The organism is uncultured Dokdonia sp., from assembly GCF_947492535.1.
Taxonomy (GTDB): domain Bacteria; phylum Bacteroidota; class Bacteroidia; order Flavobacteriales; family Flavobacteriaceae; genus Dokdonia.
Map to the genome: position 1 here is coordinate 447,139 of NZ_CANLNH010000001.1, position 20,391 is coordinate 467,529.

At 32.7% G+C, this 20,391-nt stretch carries 19 protein-coding genes; 12 read left to right on the forward strand and 7 right to left on the reverse strand.

What is annotated here, in order from left to right; translation table 11 throughout:
* Nucleotides 1-115 precede the first annotated feature (115 nt).
* Nucleotides 116-286, forward strand: a complete 171-nt coding sequence (locus Q1A60_RS02050) for a hypothetical protein (protein ID WP_299763464.1) — start codon at nucleotides 116-118, stop codon at nucleotides 284-286.
* A gap of 56 nt (nucleotides 287-342) precedes the next feature.
* On the opposite strand, the gene Q1A60_RS02055 is transcribed toward Q1A60_RS02050, so the two are convergent.
* Complete coding sequence (locus Q1A60_RS02055; protein WP_299763466.1) at nucleotides 343-1,326, reverse strand: aldose epimerase family protein; 984 nt, start codon at nucleotides 1,324-1,326, stop codon at nucleotides 343-345.
* A 123-nt stretch (nucleotides 1,327-1,449) separates the two neighbouring features.
* Nucleotides 1,450-3,780, reverse strand: coding sequence for a glycosyl hydrolase (locus Q1A60_RS02060; protein ID WP_299763468.1), 2,331 nt, complete (start codon nucleotides 3,778-3,780; stop codon nucleotides 1,450-1,452).
* A 214-nt stretch (nucleotides 3,781-3,994) separates the two neighbouring features.
* Here Q1A60_RS02060 and Q1A60_RS02065 point away from each other — a divergent pair, with 214 nt between their 5' ends.
* The 7 genes from Q1A60_RS02065 to Q1A60_RS02095 all read left to right on the forward strand — a co-directional run bounded on the left by Q1A60_RS02065 (nucleotide 3,995) and on the right by Q1A60_RS02095 (nucleotide 10,471).
* Nucleotides 3,995-4,909: a hypothetical protein gene (locus Q1A60_RS02065; RefSeq protein WP_299763470.1), complete on the forward strand. Its 915-nt coding sequence runs from the start codon at nucleotides 3,995-3,997 to the stop codon at nucleotides 4,907-4,909.
* Nucleotides 4,902-5,831 (forward strand): hypothetical protein, encoded by a 930-nt coding sequence (locus Q1A60_RS02070; protein WP_299763473.1) that lies wholly within the window; start codon nucleotides 4,902-4,904, stop codon nucleotides 5,829-5,831. The genes Q1A60_RS02065 and Q1A60_RS02070 overlap by 8 nt, the downstream gene beginning before the upstream one ends.
* A 74-nt stretch (nucleotides 5,832-5,905) precedes the next feature.
* Nucleotides 5,906-6,439, forward strand: a complete 534-nt coding sequence (locus Q1A60_RS02075; RefSeq protein ID WP_299763475.1) for a sigma-70 family RNA polymerase sigma factor — start codon at nucleotides 5,906-5,908, stop codon at nucleotides 6,437-6,439.
* Nucleotides 6,436-7,275 (forward strand): anti-sigma factor, encoded by an 840-nt coding sequence (locus Q1A60_RS02080; protein WP_299763477.1) that lies wholly within the window; start codon nucleotides 6,436-6,438, stop codon nucleotides 7,273-7,275. The genes Q1A60_RS02075 and Q1A60_RS02080 overlap by 4 nt, the downstream gene beginning before the upstream one ends.
* 34 nt (nucleotides 7,276-7,309) lie before the next feature.
* Nucleotides 7,310-8,182: a hypothetical protein gene (locus tag Q1A60_RS02085; protein ID WP_299763479.1), complete on the forward strand. Its 873-nt coding sequence runs from the start codon at nucleotides 7,310-7,312 to the stop codon at nucleotides 8,180-8,182.
* 104 nt (nucleotides 8,183-8,286) lie between these two features.
* Nucleotides 8,287-9,381 carry a type 1 glutamine amidotransferase domain-containing protein gene (locus Q1A60_RS02090; protein ID WP_299763481.1) on the forward strand — a complete coding sequence of 365 codons (1,095 nt, stop codon included), beginning with the start codon at nucleotides 8,287-8,289 and terminating at the stop codon, nucleotides 9,379-9,381.
* A gap of 172 nt (nucleotides 9,382-9,553) precedes the next feature.
* Nucleotides 9,554-10,471 (forward strand): helix-turn-helix domain-containing protein, encoded by a 918-nt coding sequence (locus Q1A60_RS02095; RefSeq protein WP_299763483.1) that lies wholly within the window; start codon nucleotides 9,554-9,556, stop codon nucleotides 10,469-10,471.
* A 94-nt stretch (nucleotides 10,472-10,565) separates the two neighbouring features.
* Here Q1A60_RS02095 and Q1A60_RS02100 read toward each other — a convergent pair whose 3' ends face one another.
* The 3 genes from Q1A60_RS02100 to Q1A60_RS02110 form a co-directional block, all read right to left on the reverse strand.
* Complete coding sequence (locus Q1A60_RS02100; RefSeq protein ID WP_299763485.1) at nucleotides 10,566-11,843, reverse strand: tetratricopeptide repeat protein; 1,278 nt, start codon at nucleotides 11,841-11,843, stop codon at nucleotides 10,566-10,568.
* A 79-nt stretch (nucleotides 11,844-11,922) separates the two neighbouring features.
* A complete protein-coding gene (locus tag Q1A60_RS02105) occupies nucleotides 11,923-12,561 on the reverse strand; it encodes a DUF4331 family protein (RefSeq protein WP_299763487.1) in 639 nt (212 codons plus the stop codon).
* Nucleotides 12,562-12,584: 23 nt separating this feature from the next.
* Nucleotides 12,585-13,262: a DUF4331 family protein gene (locus Q1A60_RS02110; RefSeq protein WP_299763489.1), complete on the reverse strand. Its 678-nt coding sequence runs from the start codon at nucleotides 13,260-13,262 to the stop codon at nucleotides 12,585-12,587.
* A gap of 177 nt (nucleotides 13,263-13,439) precedes the next feature.
* Here Q1A60_RS02110 and Q1A60_RS02115 point away from each other — a divergent pair, with 177 nt between their 5' ends.
* From Q1A60_RS02115 to Q1A60_RS02130, 4 genes are read left to right on the forward strand one after another with little or no spacing between them, the layout of a single operon-like run.
* A complete protein-coding gene (locus Q1A60_RS02115; RefSeq protein WP_299763491.1) occupies nucleotides 13,440-15,812 on the forward strand; it encodes an O-antigen ligase family protein in 2,373 nt (790 codons plus the stop codon).
* Nucleotides 15,813-16,346 (forward strand): hypothetical protein, encoded by a 534-nt coding sequence (locus Q1A60_RS02120; RefSeq protein ID WP_299763493.1) that lies wholly within the window; start codon nucleotides 15,813-15,815, stop codon nucleotides 16,344-16,346.
* 26 nt (nucleotides 16,347-16,372) lie between these two features.
* Nucleotides 16,373-17,212, forward strand: a complete 840-nt coding sequence (locus Q1A60_RS02125) for a zinc-dependent peptidase (RefSeq protein WP_299763495.1) — start codon at nucleotides 16,373-16,375, stop codon at nucleotides 17,210-17,212.
* Between the two features lie 48 nt (nucleotides 17,213-17,260).
* On the forward strand, nucleotides 17,261-17,965 hold the full coding sequence (locus tag Q1A60_RS02130; protein WP_299763497.1) for a Bax inhibitor-1 family protein: 705 nt from the start codon (nucleotides 17,261-17,263) through the stop codon (nucleotides 17,963-17,965).
* An 86-nt stretch (nucleotides 17,966-18,051) separates the two neighbouring features.
* Here the strand turns inward: Q1A60_RS02130 and Q1A60_RS02135 are convergent, their stop codons facing one another.
* Entirely contained in the window at nucleotides 18,052-19,173 is a 1,122-nt protein-coding gene (locus Q1A60_RS02135) for a T9SS type A sorting domain-containing protein (protein ID WP_299763499.1), read from the reverse strand.
* A gap of 81 nt (nucleotides 19,174-19,254) precedes the next feature.
* A complete protein-coding gene (locus Q1A60_RS02140; protein ID WP_299763502.1) occupies nucleotides 19,255-20,379 on the reverse strand; it encodes an AraC family transcriptional regulator in 1,125 nt (374 codons plus the stop codon).
* Nucleotides 20,380-20,391: the final 12 nt, after the last annotated feature.

The window sequence follows — 20,391 nt, forward strand, 5'->3', positions numbered from 1 at the left end:
TTTTTTATAAAATTACTGGAAAGAATTAAAAAAATTACGGATAAAACGTAAGTTGTTGATAATCAGTGAATTTTGTGTAAATTTAGATAATTACTAATCTCATAAACACACTATCATGTTAAAATCAATTTTAAAATTAGACGGAGTTAAAGAACTAAATAATGCATCACAACGACAAATAGAAGGAGGATGGATTCCTAGAAATATATGCCATTCTGATGAAGAATGTCATCCTACACAAGAATGTATTGCTTGTATTTGTACAGCTCCAGGTGATCCAGTATAATATATAGTATTAGCCAGTTAAGTAAGCGAACTTTTTTAAGTTCGCTTTTTTTATCACTATTCATTTACGATAGAAAAAGTAAACAGACTTCTGTTTCTATAAATGTCATTAGGCTGTAATATACTAGAAGGAAATTGATCGTTATTTGGGGCATCTGGGAAATGTTGATTTTCAAAGCATATTGCAGGATATGCTTTATATACCGTAGCATCTTTGAAGTCTAATTCAGGGAATATTTTTGGCGTATACACAACCATCGCAGGTTGATTAGTAGCTATAGTCATTAGAATCCCTGAAGAGGTACTATATAACGAAGCTTTTTCTGATTGATCATTTAGAATAAAAGTGTCATCATATCCCTTAAAATTTGTACTTCCAATTTTAGATCGTTGTGTTCGATCATAACAGCTATTTAGAACAGGAATATTGTTTCCAGTAGGAACTAGGTTTGAATCTACTTCTAAATAAGAATCACTCGCTATTTGTAAATGATGATCTAAGATACTGCCAGCGCCATTAAGATTAAAGTAAGAATGATTTGTAAGATTTACATAGGTGTCTCTATCTGTTGTAGCCGTATATTCTATAATAACCTCATTTTCTTCGGTAAGTATATATGTAACAGAAACGTTTAAATTTCCAGGATACCCTTCTTCAAGATGTTTACTTATATAGGATAATGTAATTGTTTGGGAATTTTTTTGAGTTTCAAATGTCCAATATTTTTTATCAAACCCATGTTTGCCTCCATGTAAATGGACTCCATCATTAAACGTGAGATTTGTTCCTTTAAGAAGATTACTTTCTTTTGAGTTTGAAATACGACCTGCATATCTTCCTATAGTACATCCTAAATATAACCCATGTTTAGTATAAGGTACTTGTGTATAGGCTTCAGGTGTAGAAAGACCCGCAACAACATTAACGCTTTCTCCATGTTTGTTGGGAACTTTTAATGAGATGATCGTAGCTCCATAATTAGATACTTCTAAACTACATCCATTCGTATTTGTAAGTGTTTTCGTTTTAAGTGTGGGCATAAAAAAACTATAGGATCGAAATATAACTAACTTTTAGATGACCACAAAAGTAATATCAGGAAGTATCTTTGTATACGCTTTCGCGAAAGCGTACCCAGAAAAAATAGCATTAAAAGAGAGGGTTTACTCACTGAACCATTTCCGTACGGTCGCTTCTGTAGCCTTATTATTAGGTGTGAATGCTGTGTTTTCTGTACCACGATATTCAAGATAACTAGGAAATTTCCACCATAAAATACCCGCACACCAAGGTTCATTTTGAATCCCTTCAAAAATTACTTCATAGCAACGTCGTTGATGCTCCTCATTAAAAGGCGTGTCTCCATCTGCATGCGGATTTTTCCAAGGCATTTCAATACTTCTAAATCCTATTTCTGTAAAAACAATAGGCTTTTTATACGTCTTATATACTTTTTCAATCTTAGTTTTAATCGTTTCAAAATTAGCTTTTAACTCCTCATCTGTAGGTGTATCATTTTTGCTTAAAGGATAATACGAATTTAAACCAATGAAGTCCAATTCATTCCAAAAATCGATGGTCTCAAATTCTTCTCCCCAGTTGGCAGCATACGTCAGATTTCCTTGATACAAACCTCTCGTTTTTTGAAACATCTCTTTCCATTGTTCGCTATGCGAAAGTGTCGCTTTTACAAACTCAACCCCCATACACAAGGCATCTATTTGATGGATTTCAGCAAGGAAAGCATAATGTCGTATCCATCTGTAGTAATAATCAAAAAACGCATCCCAATCGGCTTCATTCTCATATTCAAGAGCCCCAGGCCAACTACTTCCAAAAAATACTTGTGGTTTTAATAGTGATTGCATGCCTCTTTTTTTAGCTTCAAATACACTATGTATCACACCTTGGTCATTTTCAGAACCCGCTCTACTCCCTATAGAAAGGTAGGTAGGGGTACTTCCCATTCGGATATAACTATAGGGAACAATAGCCATCGCATTACTTCCCATCTCTTGTTGTTTTACAATAGCTTCTGTCGCTTTTTGAGATAAATATCCGTTATAAATACTGTATCCTTCATGTGCAAAATTGAATCCTTTTAGATATTTGATGGCTGGTTTTTCTCTTTTCTTTTTGGTATGCTTTAGGGCTTCTTTGGCTAGGTATTGCTGCCATTTAGGTTCTAAAGATTGTAACTCTTTTTCTGAAGGCGTCCAGTTATTATATTGGCGTAAAAAAGTTTCTTTTCCTAGATGATCTATTAAGAATACAACTAGAGATGCAGACATGCACTCGGTAAGTAAGGGTGATTCTTTTTCAATCAACTCATTGTCAAAAAGCTCTTTTAAGGTAAGGGTGTTTTTTGATTCAAATAACCGAGCAGACCAATAGCGATATCCTTCTCTTTGCCATTGGTTTGTAAAGGAAACGGCAAGCCCTTTAGAGAGAACCTTAGACGCTGCACCTCCAAGTAGATGCTGTATAATGAGTTCGTTTTCTTTTTCTATATAATTGTCAAGATATTTGTCATTAATGATGGTGTGTACCGCATTGTTTTGAATATCAATATGTGCTTGTTGTGTGTTTCCTAACAGTAATCCTTTGTCTTCTGCGGTGTCATATATGTGATATGCAATCTTAGGAATTGTACTTTTACTACCGGTAAAATCGATGATTTTCTGATATGTGTCTTCTAAATCCGTAATCAGCGAATTTGCTTCTTCTTGTGATAGCGATTTTTGATGAGTAGTAATGGTGTAATGTGCTGATTGCGCAATACCATGATTTCCTTCGGAGTAATCAAAATATGTCGTAGTATCTAATTGCCACTGGGTATTAAAATTTCCCATGACAACTCTATTGTTTGTATGGTAAAGTTCATAATCCATATTTTGCCAAAAGAAAGAAGCACCTGCTTTTTGGATACTACGTTCAAAAAAATTGTATAGTGTTTGGGCATCATTTCCCGTAAAGAAACTAAATGGAAGTTTCTTGTTATCTGGATTAGGATAGAAAGAAACAGATAAGACATTAGAAGCGTCAGTATATATTTTTGAATGAAATGAAATTCCTTGATTAGAGATTTCAATTGGCATTGATTTTGTAAATCGATGTAGTAAAGAATGTTCTTTAGGAGTGCCTATTAAAAAAAGAATCTTGTTTTCTATATCGGATGCTGTGATTTCAGAAACTTCTTTATATAAAAAAGTAGCATTTCTACGTCTTCCATTTTGAGGAAGTTGGTTGATTGTATCTAGTAAGGCTTTATATTTTTTATTGAGCGTAGCGTCTGTCGTTCCATAGGCGATAAGAACCTCTCTTTTGTCAAAAAAACTACGTCTTAATTCGCGTCGAGTAGGAGGAGAGACTACTTCTTCTAATACATTGTTTTCGTGAATCGCGATATCTTTTGATGCCGTTGTAAATGCAGAAACACCAAAAATGACTAGCAAAATAGAAAAGAGTATTATGCCTACATACGTGCGTTTCATGAGGTAGTGTCGTTAGAATTTTTTAAAAGTACTGTAAAAAGTAATATATAATCTCTAAATATTTATTAAAGTTGAGATAAACGCTAGATCATATAGTGTATAGAAAAATAGATGAGTAATACTGTAATTTTAGTAGTAACTTGCCTACATAGTATGCATAACCAATCTTCTTGAATTGATATTCCGTAAATACATATATATAGGTTTCTTTTTATTGAGTTATACACTGTCTAGTCAGCAATTACAAATAGATGGAGGTGTATTACTCAAAGCAGAAATCACATTAGGGAATCAGAGTCAATGGCTTAAAGTAGGCGCTTTTGGTTTTGGAATTGCAAATTATGGAGATGTATCATTAGAAAGCGGTTTGTCTTTTGCGTCCTATCAATTTTTTAAAAAACATACCAAAAAGAGATCGGGTCTTGCTTATAGTTATGAGTTTTTTGCTTTAGGAGGTATAGGTAAAAATACAAACCTCTTAGGGTCTTCTGTTTCAGAAATGAATACAGCAATCATTTTTGATCCTCGTAAAAAAGGAGGATTTAATGGTCTGGGTTTTGGTTTCGGAAAAGATTATTTACCAAAAGACTTAAAGAGTTATGGTATAAAAAGAGGTCAGTTTATTATGCGATTTAGTAATGCAAACCATAGTGTTCATGCTGTATTTTCAAACGACTTTAAAATTGGTAAATTATTTAATGGAGAACGTACAGATTATGCCACAACAGGATCACTCACCGTAGGATTTGCTCATATTCAAAATGATTTTAGGGTGTATCAAGCAGGATTAGGAATAGAATTATTTACCCCTCAACCTGATTATTCAAGATCTCCTAGAAACAAAATAAATTCAGATGATGGTCGAAAAAACGTATGGTTTACCTTACCACCTTTTAAAGATCTTTTTTATGCAAATCTTTATGCGTTTGGGACCTATCAGGATGAAAACTATGAACTACATTCTAAGCTAGGAATCAATAGTCAATGGATAGGAGCTTATGTGCAGAACACATTACATGATGGTTTTGGTTTAAATCCTCGTTTCCCTTGGAATGTTGAAGAGAAAGATAAACTGTTTTTTGAACTAACAGGGAGTGTCATTTATACCTTAGGAGTACCCAATGATTAGAAGCAGTATCATAGTCGTTTTTATACTTGTAGTACTGACTAGTTGCAGTACATACAATACCTTTTATGGAGAAACTGTTAGAAGCTCAGAAGTTACTACAGAAACAAGGCGTTTAGACCTTAGTTATCAAAATATGCAAGAGGGGTCAATTGCATTTGAAAAACTGCAATCATTACGTATGCTCAACGTGTCGGGTAATACACAAATAGATGTTGGTGCTGTTCTAAGATCGCTTCCGTCCCCAGAAACCTTAGAAGTACTAGTTTTAGATAGTTTATCCCTAGATGAATTACCAAAAGAAATTCAGTTATTTAAAAATTTAAAACAACTATCACTTGCCTATAATCCCTCACTTCCATTAGAAAAAACAATCACTACGATTGAAGAAATACCGCTGGAGTTTTTAAACTTAAAAGGGAATCAAATCACACAGTTACCAGAAACGATCACGCATTTAGAAAGTATAAAAGACCTTAACCTATCGTATAATGAATTACACGATACGCAGAGTTATACATATCTGAGTAAGATGCCTAGCTTATATTCTTTGTGGTTAGATCATAACAAGTTAAAAACACTTCCCGAGACCTTTGGAAAAATAGCTCAAATACGGTACGTATATATAGATCATAATGAGTTGACAACATTACCAAACCTTTCTGGGCTAAAAAATACTTGGGTAGTACATGCAGGACATAATCGTTTTACCTCATTACCTGAAGAATTAATGGAAATGCCTGGATTGTTTTTAATACATATGAATAATAATAATATAGGTGCAATCCCCAGATCGTATGGAGAAAAAGACTACTCGATGATGGCTTTAATACTCGATCATAATCCACTTCCTGAAGAAGAACGTATTTGGGCGGAAAAAACATTTAAAAAATTCTTCTTATTATCTTTTAAACAAACATTTTAAAAAAGAATATATACATAGTTTGAATTATTTTTTTTGATAGGAATGCTGTACATTAGTTGCCTGTAAAATAACCCATGCAACCAGACCAACTTATAGCGAAATTTCAACAAAAGGACGAGAGTGCTTTTGCAGAAATTTATGCACGTTATAGTGAGAATATTCTTGGAGTTATACACAGTGTTTTACACGATCAAGAGTTGTCTGAAGAGGTATTACAAGATGTCTTTGTAAAAGCTTGGAATAATGCTAGTTCTTACAATGCACAAAAAGGTCGGTTTTTTACGTGGTTACTCAATATTGCACGTAATGCAGCTATTGATAAAACCCGTTCTAAAGCATTTAAAAATAGTAAACGAAACCAAGATGCAGCTTTTTTCGTAGATATCCTTGAAGATAAAAATAATTTCTCTTCAAAGGTAGATGCAATAGGAATTAAAAAGTATATAGAAGTACTAGAACCTATTTGTAAGAAGGTTATACAGTTATTATTTTTTAAAGGATATACACAGAAAGAAACAGCTGAAGCGTTAGACATTCCATTAGGGACGGTCAAAACTCGCAACAGGATTTGTATTAATAAGTTAAGAGACGTATTAGGAGTAACGTGATAGATATTCAAGAATATATCGACTCGGGAGTTTTAGAACTCTATGTCTACGGGACACTTTCCGAAGCAGAAAGTGCTGAGGTATCCCGATTAGTAGCATTACATCCTGAACTCAAGGCAGAAGTTGAGCATATTGAAATCGCATTGCAACAGCTCACAAGTGCTGCCGCTCCGTTTACACCGTCCAGTTTTGACAGCATCCAATCTAAAATCCAGTCAACAAATGGTGAAGATGTAATCCCGCTCCTACCTATCGACGAGGAAAGTTCGCAAAGGCCAATAAAACAAATAAGTAAACGTACTATATTTATTTCATCTTTAGGTTGGGTAGCAACAATACTGTTGCTTGTAGTTTTAGGGTATCAATTTGCAGGTGGTAAAAAACTCGAAGATAAAATTACTACGTTAGAACGTGAGCAAATCCTTCAACAAGCCAAAACTGACATGGCCGAAGAAGAGCTGGTCAAAGCAAATGAAATGCTTGATATACTCCGTACAAAAGACATTATTTCTGTACCATTAGGAGCGCAAGAAATCTCGCCAGAAGCCTATGCTTCTATCTACTGGAATAAAGAAACTGATAAAGCCTATGTAGATGTACGTGGTTTACCTACACCTCCAAAGGGTAAAGTATATCAATTATGGTCATTGACTTTAGATCCGCTTACACCTACAAGTATGGCTGTACTAGATCAATATGATGCAAACGGCACTCAACTTTTTGAAGTAAATAATCCAAATGCCTCTGAAGCTTTTGGAATTACGTTAGAGCCAGAAGGTGGTAGCGCATCTCCTACCTTAGAACAACTCTATGTTCTTGGAGTTGTCGAGCCTTGATATCACTATCAAATAGAGTTTATACATTTGTATAATGAATTTGATAGAAAAATTAAAACGCCACTATTCTTTATACAAAGTCAAGAAGAATGTTCTTAAAAAAATTACTCAGCAACAGATTGCTTATAAATTATATAAAGATGAAGAACAAAAATCTTTGGTAGATTATACTAGTGAATTAGATAGTGAGATTAAAAGTTATTTAAAAAAGAATAAGAATACGATATCTGGTGTAGATAAAGGTTGGTATACATATGTCTATCAAATGATAGAAGAATTACTAAATAATGGATTGACTAATGAAGATGTTATAGGATATAAAGAAAAATATGCAACATTTAGATGCTATATTCAAGCCACAACTAAAGAGAAACAATACATTTTTGATAAAATTATAAATACGTATACGAATGTTATCAATACTAGATGTCAGTTCTGTGATAATGCAGGAGTCATACAATCAATTGAAGGATGGGATTTTAATTTATGTTTAAAACATTATTTAAAGTATAAGTATGACCTATCTGTAGATGATTCTATTTATAATTATAAAGATTATTTCGGAGAAAGATTAGACAAGAGAAATTATAAGGATGTTTCAAACTCTTTGTATAGTCAAATAGAAGAACAATACTTGTCAATTTATATTTCAATGTTAAAACATTATTTAGAGAAGCAAGAATCGATTTCTTTAGAAACTATAAGAGTCGTATTAAAAGATTATTTTATGACGTTAAATGATATATGGGAAAGAGATGATGTTTTATCTATTGATAATAAAAAGTATAAAGCGGAAATAAATTTTATTGATGAAGAAGGTAACCGTATTATGATGCCTGATATTGATAAGAGTTTTCAAAGTAAAGGTGAGACTATAAGGCATCTTATAAATAAGTCTTTTAAATAAAACCGATAGATTCTCCTAAAATCATCATTTACTATGACGAAATCATCATTTCGTCAGTGTTTACAAGCTATTATGACGTATTTAGCATCATCAAAAATAAGATTATGTCTAAAAAACGCCGCATCCTTAAGTGGACATTCATTACATTTTTATCCTTAATAGTTATCCTTTTTTGTTTTGGGTTATGGTTTAAAAGCTTATTGCCACCTAAAGAAATAGGATTAGAAAATTCACTAGCTAAGAATTTGCCATATCTATCTGAAAATATACAACCCAAACGAGGTAAAATACTAGCCATAGTAACAAGTACAGATACGATGGGAAGTAGCGAAAAAGCAACAGGATATGAGTTGACAGAACTAGCCAGAGCTTATTATGTATTTGAAGCCAATGGTTTTGAAGTAGATATTGCAAGTCCATTAGGAGGAAAACCGCCAGTGATTATTGACGATGATGATATGGGAGCTTATGATTATGCGTTTTTAAATGATTCCATCGCGCAATATAAAACAAGTCATACGATAGCTGTAGAAAATATAGATCCTAGCGAGTATCAAGCCGTATTTTTTGCAGGAGGCAAAGGCGCTATGTTTGATTTTCCTGATAATAAAGCGATTCAATCCATTATCCGTGAGTATTACCAATCAGATAAAGTAGTTGGAGCCGTATGTCATGGTCCAGCAGCATTGGTAAATGTCGTTTTAGATAACAATCGTCCTTTGTTAGAAAACAAAACAGTAAGCGGTTTTACAAACGAAGAGGAGTTACTTCTTATCCCTGAAGCAGAAACCATATTCCCATTCTTATTACAAGATAAATTAACAGCCCAAGGCGCACAAGTAGATGAAGGGACGATGTATTTGGAGAAAATTAGTCATGATAAAAATTTAATTACGGGACAAAATCCATGGTCTACATGGACGTTAGCAGAAACGATGATCAAACAATTAGGACACACACCTAAGTATAGAGAAATTACCGCAGAAGAAAATGCAGTACAGGTATTGTCTGTATATCATAATGAAGGATCTAAAAAAGCAAAAGAGATCATCAAAAAAATGATAGTAACAGATAAGAAAAAAGTGAACAGAGTTTTGATTGCGGCCCATAGTATTGTCGCTGCAATGAAAGGAGATATAGGACAATTTTATGATATGATTCGTCTCGTGTCATATACTAAAAAACAGGAATCCATCTAAGTGAAATATAAGTACATTTGAAAAAAATAATCTATTGAGTTTTTTAGATATTCTTCTTATTATCATAAGTAGCGCAGGACTTTTGCATGGAGTTTTATTTGCGGTCTATTTATGTGCTATAAAAAAGAAGCGAACACTTCCCAATATTTTATTAAGCTTTATTTTAATCTGCATGGCATTCAGAATAGGAAAATCTGTGATGCTAAATTTTGGACATGAATTGGAACCTTTATTCATATTTGCAGGCTTATCTTTTTTATTACTTATAGGTCCTTTGTTACGATGGTACGTTTTAGGAATGACTCAGAATACATTTGAATTACCTGCCTATTATTACATAGAGCTTATTCCTTTTGTGATAGTATTTATTATGAGTTTTTTTATAACAAAAAACTGGTTTGATGAGGACAATAAACAAGCAATTATTGTATTTGGAAGTGTTCTGATATTTATATACCTACATTTTGCAGGCTATATTATTAGTGCTATTACGCTTTCGCGAAAAGCAAAAAAGAAGCATACAGATAGGCTTCATATAAAAGCAACGAAAGATATTTTTGAATGGTTATCAGTACTCTTAATTGGTTTCATTATTATTTGGTTTTCATATGTTTTGAATATTATTGAAGATACGGTTCCTTATATTGTAGGTCCTATTGTATATTCTGTAGTTATTTACTTTTTGAGCTACAAAGCATACATATTAAAAATTACAGATATTGATGGAAATGTGTTTCAGGAAAATGATCATGTGTCATTGTTTCATAAGATGAAAACAGTAGTGATAGATCAGAAATTATACCTAGAACCTGATGTTTCTCTTTCTCGCTTAGGAAAATTAATAGGAATAAGTGCTCAGAAAACATCTAAGATTATTAATCAGGAATCTGGTCGAAATTTTAATGACTTCATCAATTATCATAGAGTACAGCAAGCAAAAAAACAATTGCTCGATGCTTCTAACGTACATCATACTATTTCTTCTATAGCATTTGATACAGGTTTTAGTAGTCTATCCTCTTTTAATAGTGCTTTTAAAAAGTTTGAAGGAATGACACCTTCGTCTTATAGAGATAGAAAGAAAGGTTAATTTGTATTTTAAAAAACGCCTTACTCAATTAATCAGCAAGAGTAAGACGTTTAACTAAACAAAACCAAAATCAAATCAAACGTGTGGGTTTTTATTATAAGTCTTTAAGCACATTAGCGGTTAATGGACCTAATTCATAACTAGCATCTTTTAATTCTCTTTTTATAGAAATAACTTGATTATAAAGCTCATTTGCTTTATAAATCTCCGCGAGATGGTATTGAGCTACTGGCTCAAAGGTTTTATCTATGACATATGTATTTGCAATGTCAAGCGCTTTTTTATAATCCCCTTTTTGGTAGTATACATAAGCTAGTAAATCATAAGATAACGGGGTAGGTCTATTGGTAACTTCTTTCTGGGCAATTGCGAGTGCTGTATCATATGCTTTTTTTTCACTTACAAGAACTTCTACAGTGTGCATATTATACATGTCTCCATATGCGGGTTTTTTAATTTCTTCAAAGTATTGATTGAGATATTCATTCTTAGCAGTATAATCGTTCTGGTACTCGGCTATTTCGGCTTTTAATAAATAATAGTCTGGACTTTGATGTTGTTTTTGGATGATATCTAAAATACGTAACGCTTCCGTTGGATTTTTTTCGTGTGAATACGTAATCCATGCGATCCCTTTTTTCGCGTAAGCGTTACCAGGATCTATAGCTAATGATTTTAAATAATAATTGTATGCATCTTTAATGCGTCCTGCATGTCCATAATAATCACCAAGATTTGTATACGTCCATAACTTTAGCTTTTCATTATTGCTATATTCTGCAATTGCTTTTGCACGTTCCATATTATGAATGGTCGCATCTAGGTTGCCTTTATAATCTTTCCATTTTGCAAGACGGATAAGATAATTGAAATTAGAATAATCTGTAATTAAATATAAATAGGTTTCTGCAGCTTTATAGTTACCTAGTTCCATAGCTACATCAAATTGCATATAATGAGTTTCTAGTTTGTTAGGGGAAAAGAATTGTGCTTTTTGTAAAGCTGTAGCAGCTTCCTTAAATCTATGTTGAGAGATAAGATTCTTAGCGAGAGCTCTTAAATACCCGTCTTTAGAGATATGAGCATTATCTGCAGCTTTCTGTAATGCTATTTCTGCTTTTTTAAGAGACTCAATAGCTCCTGTGTTTTCAAAAAGTGTTGTGTATACTTGTGCACTTTTTCCTAACGCTATGATTTGAATACTGTCTTGTTTGATTCTAGTATTCCAAAATTGTAAATGTTGTGTTGTGAGGTCTTTGTTTTCTAGACTTGTTTCTTCTAAGTATTGATTGTAATCTTTAGGATTTGTGATTTGTTTCTCTTGACAAGCGTATAGAAAACAAATACATATAATTAGATATACTGATTTCATAGTGTTTTGATTTGTGTTTGTTGAGGTGTTGTTTTAAAAGGAGTTTGCAATACCTGCAAACTCCTTTTAAAAGAGATTTTTAATTATGTGGAGCTTCTAAGTATGGAAATGAATTAGAAGGTGTTTCTCCTGCAGCGCTTACTCCATCTGTAACCAGAATTGGCAAATCAGGAGTTCCATCACCATCTGTGTCTTGCCCATTAAAGCGATCGCCGTTTTGACCTCCAAAAAACAGAATAAGAGAAATGTCAATCACATCATCAGTTAATGTACGTCCTGTTAATACATTTGTACCGTCAAAATAAGATGTAGGTGCATCTGGTGCTACTTGTAATACATCTGATGCTAAAATCGTTGTAAGGGTTGGTGCATCTAGTCCTAAAATATTTGTTTCATATTCGACACCAAAGGCAGCGTGTAAGTCTACCGCGCGTTGTAAAAATGTAGGTTGAAATGCAGCTCCTTGTTCTGATGGGATGGTTACGTTAAAAGCATTTTCTGTGGTACTGTCTGGACTTAGTACCGTATTAATTCCTGGACGTCCCATTTGATCTTCTTGTACAAAAGTCCCAGAGAAGTCAACAACGACCATGTCATCATCGTCATCGTTCATCATCATGTCGTCTGTTGGGATTGTGGCATCATCATCATCACTACAGCTCATAAATACAACCATGGCTAGTAGTATAAATAGTGTTTTTAAATTAGTAAGTTTCATAAATATGTTTTTTAATAAATTGATTATTGTTTTCTTTTTGCTTCTACCCAAGCATTAAATACTTCGACACCTGTTCCTGCTGGATGCGTAAATGTGCCTCCTAAAAGAGTGTTAGGTACCTCGACTACAATAGATAATATGTTAGTGCCGTCAAAGTCATCATTACCTGGGTTATTAAAACCATTTGGTGCCATTCCTCCAACGACAGCATTAAATTGATTAAAGTCAAAGAAAAATGGATCTTCACGTAAACCAGCAAAGTAAGAGATACCATTTGCCGTTTCTGTAGTAGCTGTAGCTCCTGTAGAAATGTCTACTTGTCCCGTAAGTTGTGTGTCTGCATCAATAGTACTGTTGAGTCCAGTAGCACTAGGTGAATACGGGCCAAAGAAATACATGACACCATCTCTTGGAATTGCTTGGATAATAAGGTCCTCTACTAAATCTCCGTTATTGTCAATATTAATTTCTACAAGAACATTCTCGTCAAATTGCGCTGTACTTCCCGGAGGTAGTAATCCTTGAACATTTGCTACAAAAACAGTATTGTCTTGTGTAGCGCCTTCAAAAGCATAAAAATCTGTGATATCTGTTGTAGTTGTAGCTACATCAGGGGCATCAACATGGTCTGCAGCAACTAAACCAAAAGTAAGTGACAAAGCCATGCAACTGCCTAGAATTAATAAACCTGTTTTTTTCATAATAGTTGTTTTAAAATTGTTTTACGCCGAGACTTACGAAGATGAATGAAAGGCGGTTTTAATAGAAATGTTAAAATTTTCACAACAAAAAATGAGATGATCTTTTCTTACTTGTATTTTAAATTTCATTTTTAAAAGAAAAGACCTAATTTAGTTCACTATCAAAAACATGTTATTGTGGGGAAAAATGAACCAAAATTAGATCTTCTCATTCCAAAAGTATTAGTCTTATTATACCTTATTATTGGTGTGGTACCAAGGTTTAAAGCTGTAGATCCGATTGGTTCTCAATGGTTTTATTTTTCGGTAATTAATTTGCTAAGTCTTTTTTATATCTATGCAAATAGAAAAGAGATCGCTTTTTTTAGAAAACAACGACAGGTGCTTTTATTCTTTGGAAGCTATATCCTCTTCTTTTTGCTAGGAGGTATTTCCATATTTGGTGCTTTTAATGTCTCAGAAGCACTTAAAGATTTAGCAAGAATAGCGATAGCTCTTATTGCTGTTATGAATCTTTTTTTGATTTTGAAGATAGCACCCAAAGCATTGTTTGAATATATTGTTAAGGTGTCTCATATATTAATAATGTATATAGCAGTTCAAGTAATTTGGGTGTTTTTGGATGCCGATATTTATAGGAATGGAACATTGTTAATGAAGACATCCCTTGGAACTTATGGAACTCAAAATGCAACTGCTGCTACATTGGCTATTCAGATTCCTTTTTTGATATGGGGTCTTATGAAACATACTGGTAAGTGGAAAATAATTAGTATTGTGAGTCTGTTTTTGGGTGTTTCAGCATTACTTTTTATAGGCGCTAGAACGGCAGTTTTAGGAGCTATAATTTATATGGCGATTTTCTTGATATATTTTCTTTATGATAATTTATTAAAGAAATCGATGGTTATTTCTGCTAAAAAAATAATGCTTCCTCTTGTTGGAATTCTTGTAGTGTCTTACCTTTTTGCAACAAATATTAATAGGATAGAACCATCTAGACCTAATACATTTCAAGAATTGTTATTTGCTCCAGCAATAAATGCTAAAGTCAATAGCGATAAAAGTAAAAGTGTTGTAAGCTATGCAAGTGGACGAGATATATATTATGAGATGGCTTTTGATGATTTTAAAGCAAATCCTATTCTTGGATTAGGGCTAGGGAACTGGAAACTTGCCAATAAGGATAAGTATTTTGCGAGCGCAAAGAGAGATAAATTTATATATCCGTTACGAGTACATAACGATTTTTTACAGATTCTTGCAGAAGTAGGAATCGTTGGTTTTATTGCATATTTATTTATTTTTATTATACTTATATTTTTTATTCTAAAGTTGTTTTTTAAACATCAACATCATGATGATCGATGGATATATGCAGTTATTATTCTTTCCTTATTAGCCTATGGTTTTGATGCTTTGATTAACTTTCCATTGGAAAGAACTCCCATACAAGGACATTTTGTAGTGCTAGCTTCTTTAATTTTAGCTTTCTTTTATAGTAGATATAAGAAAGATGATGCTAAAAAAGTATCTATTGGAATGCCAATGATTACTACAATAGGGATTTTTGCTATAAGTGCTTCTGTTATTACTTTTATGAAATATCAATCTTATGTAACACAAAATTATGTTTTGGCAGATACATCGGGTAAAAACCTCATGCAGGATAAGTATGTGCTTTCTTATGATGAAATAGTAGAAGATCTTTCTGGTTTCTTTACCATAGCAGGAGTAGGTAGACCTAATGAACATGTAAAGGGAATGTATGCTATGAGTGAGGGAAGATTAGATAAAGCATTGTATCATTTAGATAAGTCTATTGAACTAGCACCAAATCACTACGAATCAAAAATGCTTAAAGGTATTATTTATGGGCAGCGTAGAATCAATCCTGATAGTGCTATTTTTTATGCTAAACAAGGTTTTGAAAAGTACCCAGCTATTAAAAATAATTATGTCATTCTATTAAATGCATACAGAGCAAAAGGAGATACTATAAGTTATTTTAATACAATAGATACCTTTTTAAAACGCGATCCAGATGATATTAGTCAATGGCAACTTAAAAGTCAACGCATCATAGATTTTTATAATGATACTGATCGTGCCATTGCAGTAATAGATGAGGCATTAGAGAAAAATCCAAATGATGAAGCATTAATTAAACACAAAGAAAAGTTTACAGTAAAAAATAGTGCCTCAGATATAAAAGAATGGTACGCAAAAGCATTTGAGTTTATTGGAGAAAAGAAATATAGAGAAGCCAAGTCTGAGTTTTTAAAAATATTAGAAATAACCCCTTCTAATAATCCTACACTCCTTAATCTAGGGATTATAGAAATAAAACTCAAAGAATATGAAAATACAGTAAAACACCTTACGAAAGTTATAGATTCAAAAAAGTATAAGGATGGACGTGCCGAGTATAATAGAGGGCTAGCGTATGAAAGATTAGGAGAGAAAACGAAGGCAGCTAAAGACTATCGAAAAAGTAAAGAATTAGGATATAAATTAGCGTTAAAGCTAAGTGATAGCAAATTTGAATAAATGCAAAAAATTTTAGGAATAGGATCTAGAATAGATCACCCTACTCACGGAGTCGGTGTAGTTACAAATGTAACCTCAGAATTGTACTGGGTTACTTTTATAAAAGAGGGTTTAGAAACCATTACAGTAGATGATACCTTTGAAATTATTGAAGCTGTAGAAGATGAGGTAGATACGGTAAGTTTTTATGAAGTAGAAAAAAGTTTAAGGGAAATGCTTAAACGGTATAGTGATATCTCAGAAGTAGTGCCTATTGCCGATAAATGGAAAGGTGGCACTATGACATTACGTCCTAAGGATACAAACCTTAGTTCTAAAGATATCCCGATAGATACATTTTTCCATAAAATTGTTATGGTACGAGATCGTATACGTGTCATGGAACAAAAAATTAATTCCAGCAAAACACTTGATGATCAAGATAAAATAGATTTACAACAGTATATCACAAGAATTTATGGAAGCTTAACAACATTTAATGTTCTTTTCAAGAATAGTACTCAGAATTTTAAAGGAGAGAGCTCTAAAAAATAGAAAATGTTTTTTTACGTTGTTATGGTATGCTTATAATTACTCAAGGATATGTTGAAGAATACGATTGGTTAATACCATATTTAATAGGATTTTTAATCTTATGGTTCCTCTATATATTCTTTCGGATTTATGAAAATTGGTATGCAAATAAGAATGATCGCTTATTGTATAGAGATATATTTGTTTTTAGAAAGCTTTCGCGAAAGCAAATAAAGGTGCTCTCCAATGAGTTTCACTTTTATACATTATTAACAGCTAAAGAAAAAAAACGTTTTGAGCACAGAGTTGCGTGTTTTATAAAAGATAAAGAGTTTATAGGAAGAGACAATCTTGAAGTGACAGATCGTATGATCGTGCTTATTTCTGCTATTGGTTGTATGCTGACTTTTGGAAGGAAAAATTATAAATATAAACTTATTGATTATGTTCTCATTTATCCAAAAGCGTTTTATAGTAGCATGAATGAGGAGTATCATAAAGGAGAGTTTAACCCTAGAGAGAAAGCACTTGTATTATCTTGGGAAGATTTCGAAAATGGATATCGTATTACCGATGATAATCTTAATCTAGGAATCCATGAATTTATGCATGCCTTGCAACTTGGGGCAAAACAGAGTAGTGATGTAGATGCTTTAAGATTTGAGCGTCAATTTCAAAAAATACTAAGAAGACTCACAGATCAAGATCTTAAAGACAAGCTAGATGAGGTGCGTTATTTTAGAGCATATGCCTTTACAAACGAATTTGAATTTATGGCGGTTCTGGCTGAATATTTTATTGAGTCTCCAAAAGATTTTGAAACACATTTTCCTCAATTATACGCATATCAAAAATGCTTGCTGAATTTTGATTTTGCAGGATATTAATCTATTTTAAAATAAATAATAATAACGAAACAATTAATAATTAAATCTATGGAATCTCCTGAATATCCTCAAATGATGCCTGTAAGTGGTTTGACCGATGAACGTCGTGCTGCTTTTTACAGGAAGACATATACACATGTTGCATTAGCCGTACTACTTTTTATAATAACAGAATTTTTGTTTTTCCAATCACCAGCAATTGTGAATTTTGCAGCTTCTTTGATAGGAGGCTGGAGTTGGTTACTACTGTTAGGAGTTTTCATGTTTGTTACAAACTATGCTGAAAATTTAGCATTAAAATCAGAAGATAAGAATACACATTATATCGCATTGGTTATATATGTGATAGCAGAAGCTTTCATCTTTATCCCAATGCTGTTATTTGCTTTACAAGCTATTGATGGTGTTCAAATGTTGCAACAAGCAGCTGTTATGACTATTGCTTTATTTGCTGGGCTATCTACTATTGTGTTTGTAACAAAAAAAGATTTTTCATTTTTAAAATCCATATTAGCGATAGGTTTCTTTGTTGCATTGGGTCTTATAGTCGCAGGTGTTATATTTGGATTTGATTTAGGATTATGGTTCAGTGTAGGAATGGTATTACTAGCTGGAGGGTCTATACTATATACGACATCAAATATGATTCATAAATATGAAGAAGAGCAATATGTGGCAGCTGCCCTAGGCTTATTTGCTTCATTGATGTTATTGTTCTGGTATATTCTGAGAATTTTTATGTCAAGAGATTAGACATCGTACTATAGAGATTATAAAAAAAGCGATCCTATTTTAAAAAAGGATCGCTTTTTTTTAAGAAGCTAATTGTATTTGTGGTGCTATTTTTTTACAATCACTTTTTGTGATTCTTGTATTCCGTCTATTCCAACGATTTTAATAAAATAGATACCTTCTGTGACATCTATTGCATTCCAGAAAACGGTTTCTTGCTGTAGATCAAGAGTGGTTACTTTTTGACCTAAAAGATTATAGACAGTTATATTTTCTATTTTTGATGTATCAATAATGTCTATATTGAAGGTGCGCCCTATAGTAGGAGATATGATTACTTGTTTAGCCGAAAAATCTTCTGTAGCAAGTGTTACTTCTCTACGTACAATAGCATTAGGGGTAATTAGATTGCCGGCTCCACTTTCAATAAATACCTCTACAAGCACCCCATCGCTAGTGTATCGATTTACAGCACTGTTATTTCCGTCACCTATTAAAATATCTCCGTCTGGAAGAAAGGCAAAGCCTTCGGCAAAATTAATTTCGTCAATGAAGATTCCTATAAAATTACCTTCACTGTCAAACCTTTTTACAGTTCCTCCATTGTAATCTATAACAATCAGATCACCATTTTCTTCAAACCAAATATTAGTAGGACCTAAAAGATTAGAATCTATAAACGTTTCTAAGAAAACACCATTTTGATCAAATTTCTCTACAGAATCTCCAGTGAATGAAGCAACATAAAGATTACCGTCACTATCCCAATCTATTCCTATACTTTGAGGAACTCCTATATTCGTAAATTCATCTACAAAAGTGCCATCTAATTGATATCTAAATACGTTACCATTGCCTAGCCATTGTAATACATATAATAGACCATCAGGACCTATCTTCATTCTGGTAGGTCCATCAATTCCAGAAGCAAAGTTTTCAATAAACTCCCCAGTTTGAGCATTATGTTTTGTGATAAGATCTGTATTAAGACTAGAGATTAATACTTCATTTTCTGATTCAAGAAATAAAATGTCTTGTGGCCAAGCAATATGATCATCTATAAATACTTCTGGATTTTCTCCGTTTTCATCAAACTTGAGTATTTGCCAGGGTGGGTTATTGAAATTTCCAGCATCGCTTACATAATAGTGTACTTCTTGTTCTTGTGCATTACTATGTATTGCAGCTAAGAATAAAAGGAAAATGCAGTGTAATTTTAATGTTTTCATAAAATCAGATTTTTAAGGTTATGAAAACTAATTTCAATCTTATCTCATAAGATATTGTCCAAAATTATAAAGGTTACCTTGTCACGACAAAGTTTTACTTCTATGTAAAGACCTGTATTCAAGAGGTGTGCAGTTATGTTTGTTTTTGAAAATAGTATAGAACGTAGTTCTACTATTAAAACCTAGATGAAAATACATTTGATGTATGCTCATATCTGGTTCTTTTATAAGAAGTTCTTCAGCTTCTTTTAATCGATATTCATTAATGAATTGATTAAAGTTTTTATGTGACATCTCATTAATAAGTTGGGAGACAATATGTGTGGGTAATCCTATATGAGATGCAATATCTACAAGCCTTAAATCATTATTTAAATAAGGCCTAGTGGTTTCTATGTGTTGGGTAAGTTGTTTGTAAAATTCTTTTTTAGTTTCCGGACGTAGTGTTTCTTTTTCTTTTTTGGAAGGTTTAAAAAGACTTGTAAATAATTCGCCATTAAATATTTTTGGCTCCATGTATACCATGTACCCTATACCATATACACCAATTGCCATTGTAAAACTAATTATGTAATCCCAAGTAGGATTAAAAAATGAAAATTTCACTAATACATAGTAGCTTATATATGCTAAGACAAAAAGACTAAATAGTGACAAAAGAAATGTAATCCATTTACCGCGTAGTTGCGTAGCTATATTTTCTTTAGGAGGTCTGTGTATTTTTATAAAATCATAGCATATAATTATATATATAATGAGCATGCCTATAGCGACCCATGGAGATTTTAATGCCCAATAAAGTTTAAATGCAATCTCTTCTTTACTTTCCTTAAATTCTGTAAAACCTTCCGTCTTTATAAAATAGATAGCAGTAAGTATTGTAAATATAATTGGGATTATAAAATGAAGAAAGTTGACTTTATAATCCTTTATATAGAATTTTAAAATGTATACATAAAAGAGAGGTCCAAAGAAAAAATACCATGCCTCATCAAAAAAATAAGCATGAGGGTATTCTCCTCTATATTGTGTCCATACGAGAACATACTGAACTAGAACTAATGAGAATCCAAGAATGATAGAAGCGATTGGCCAGTTATTCTTTCTGCCATTTTTGTCTGTAAATAAAAGAATAGACAAAAAAGATCCTATCGCACTAACGACTAAAAATAATGAAGTCCAAGTAGAAAAAGAAGGCGCTGACATATAGTACATTAT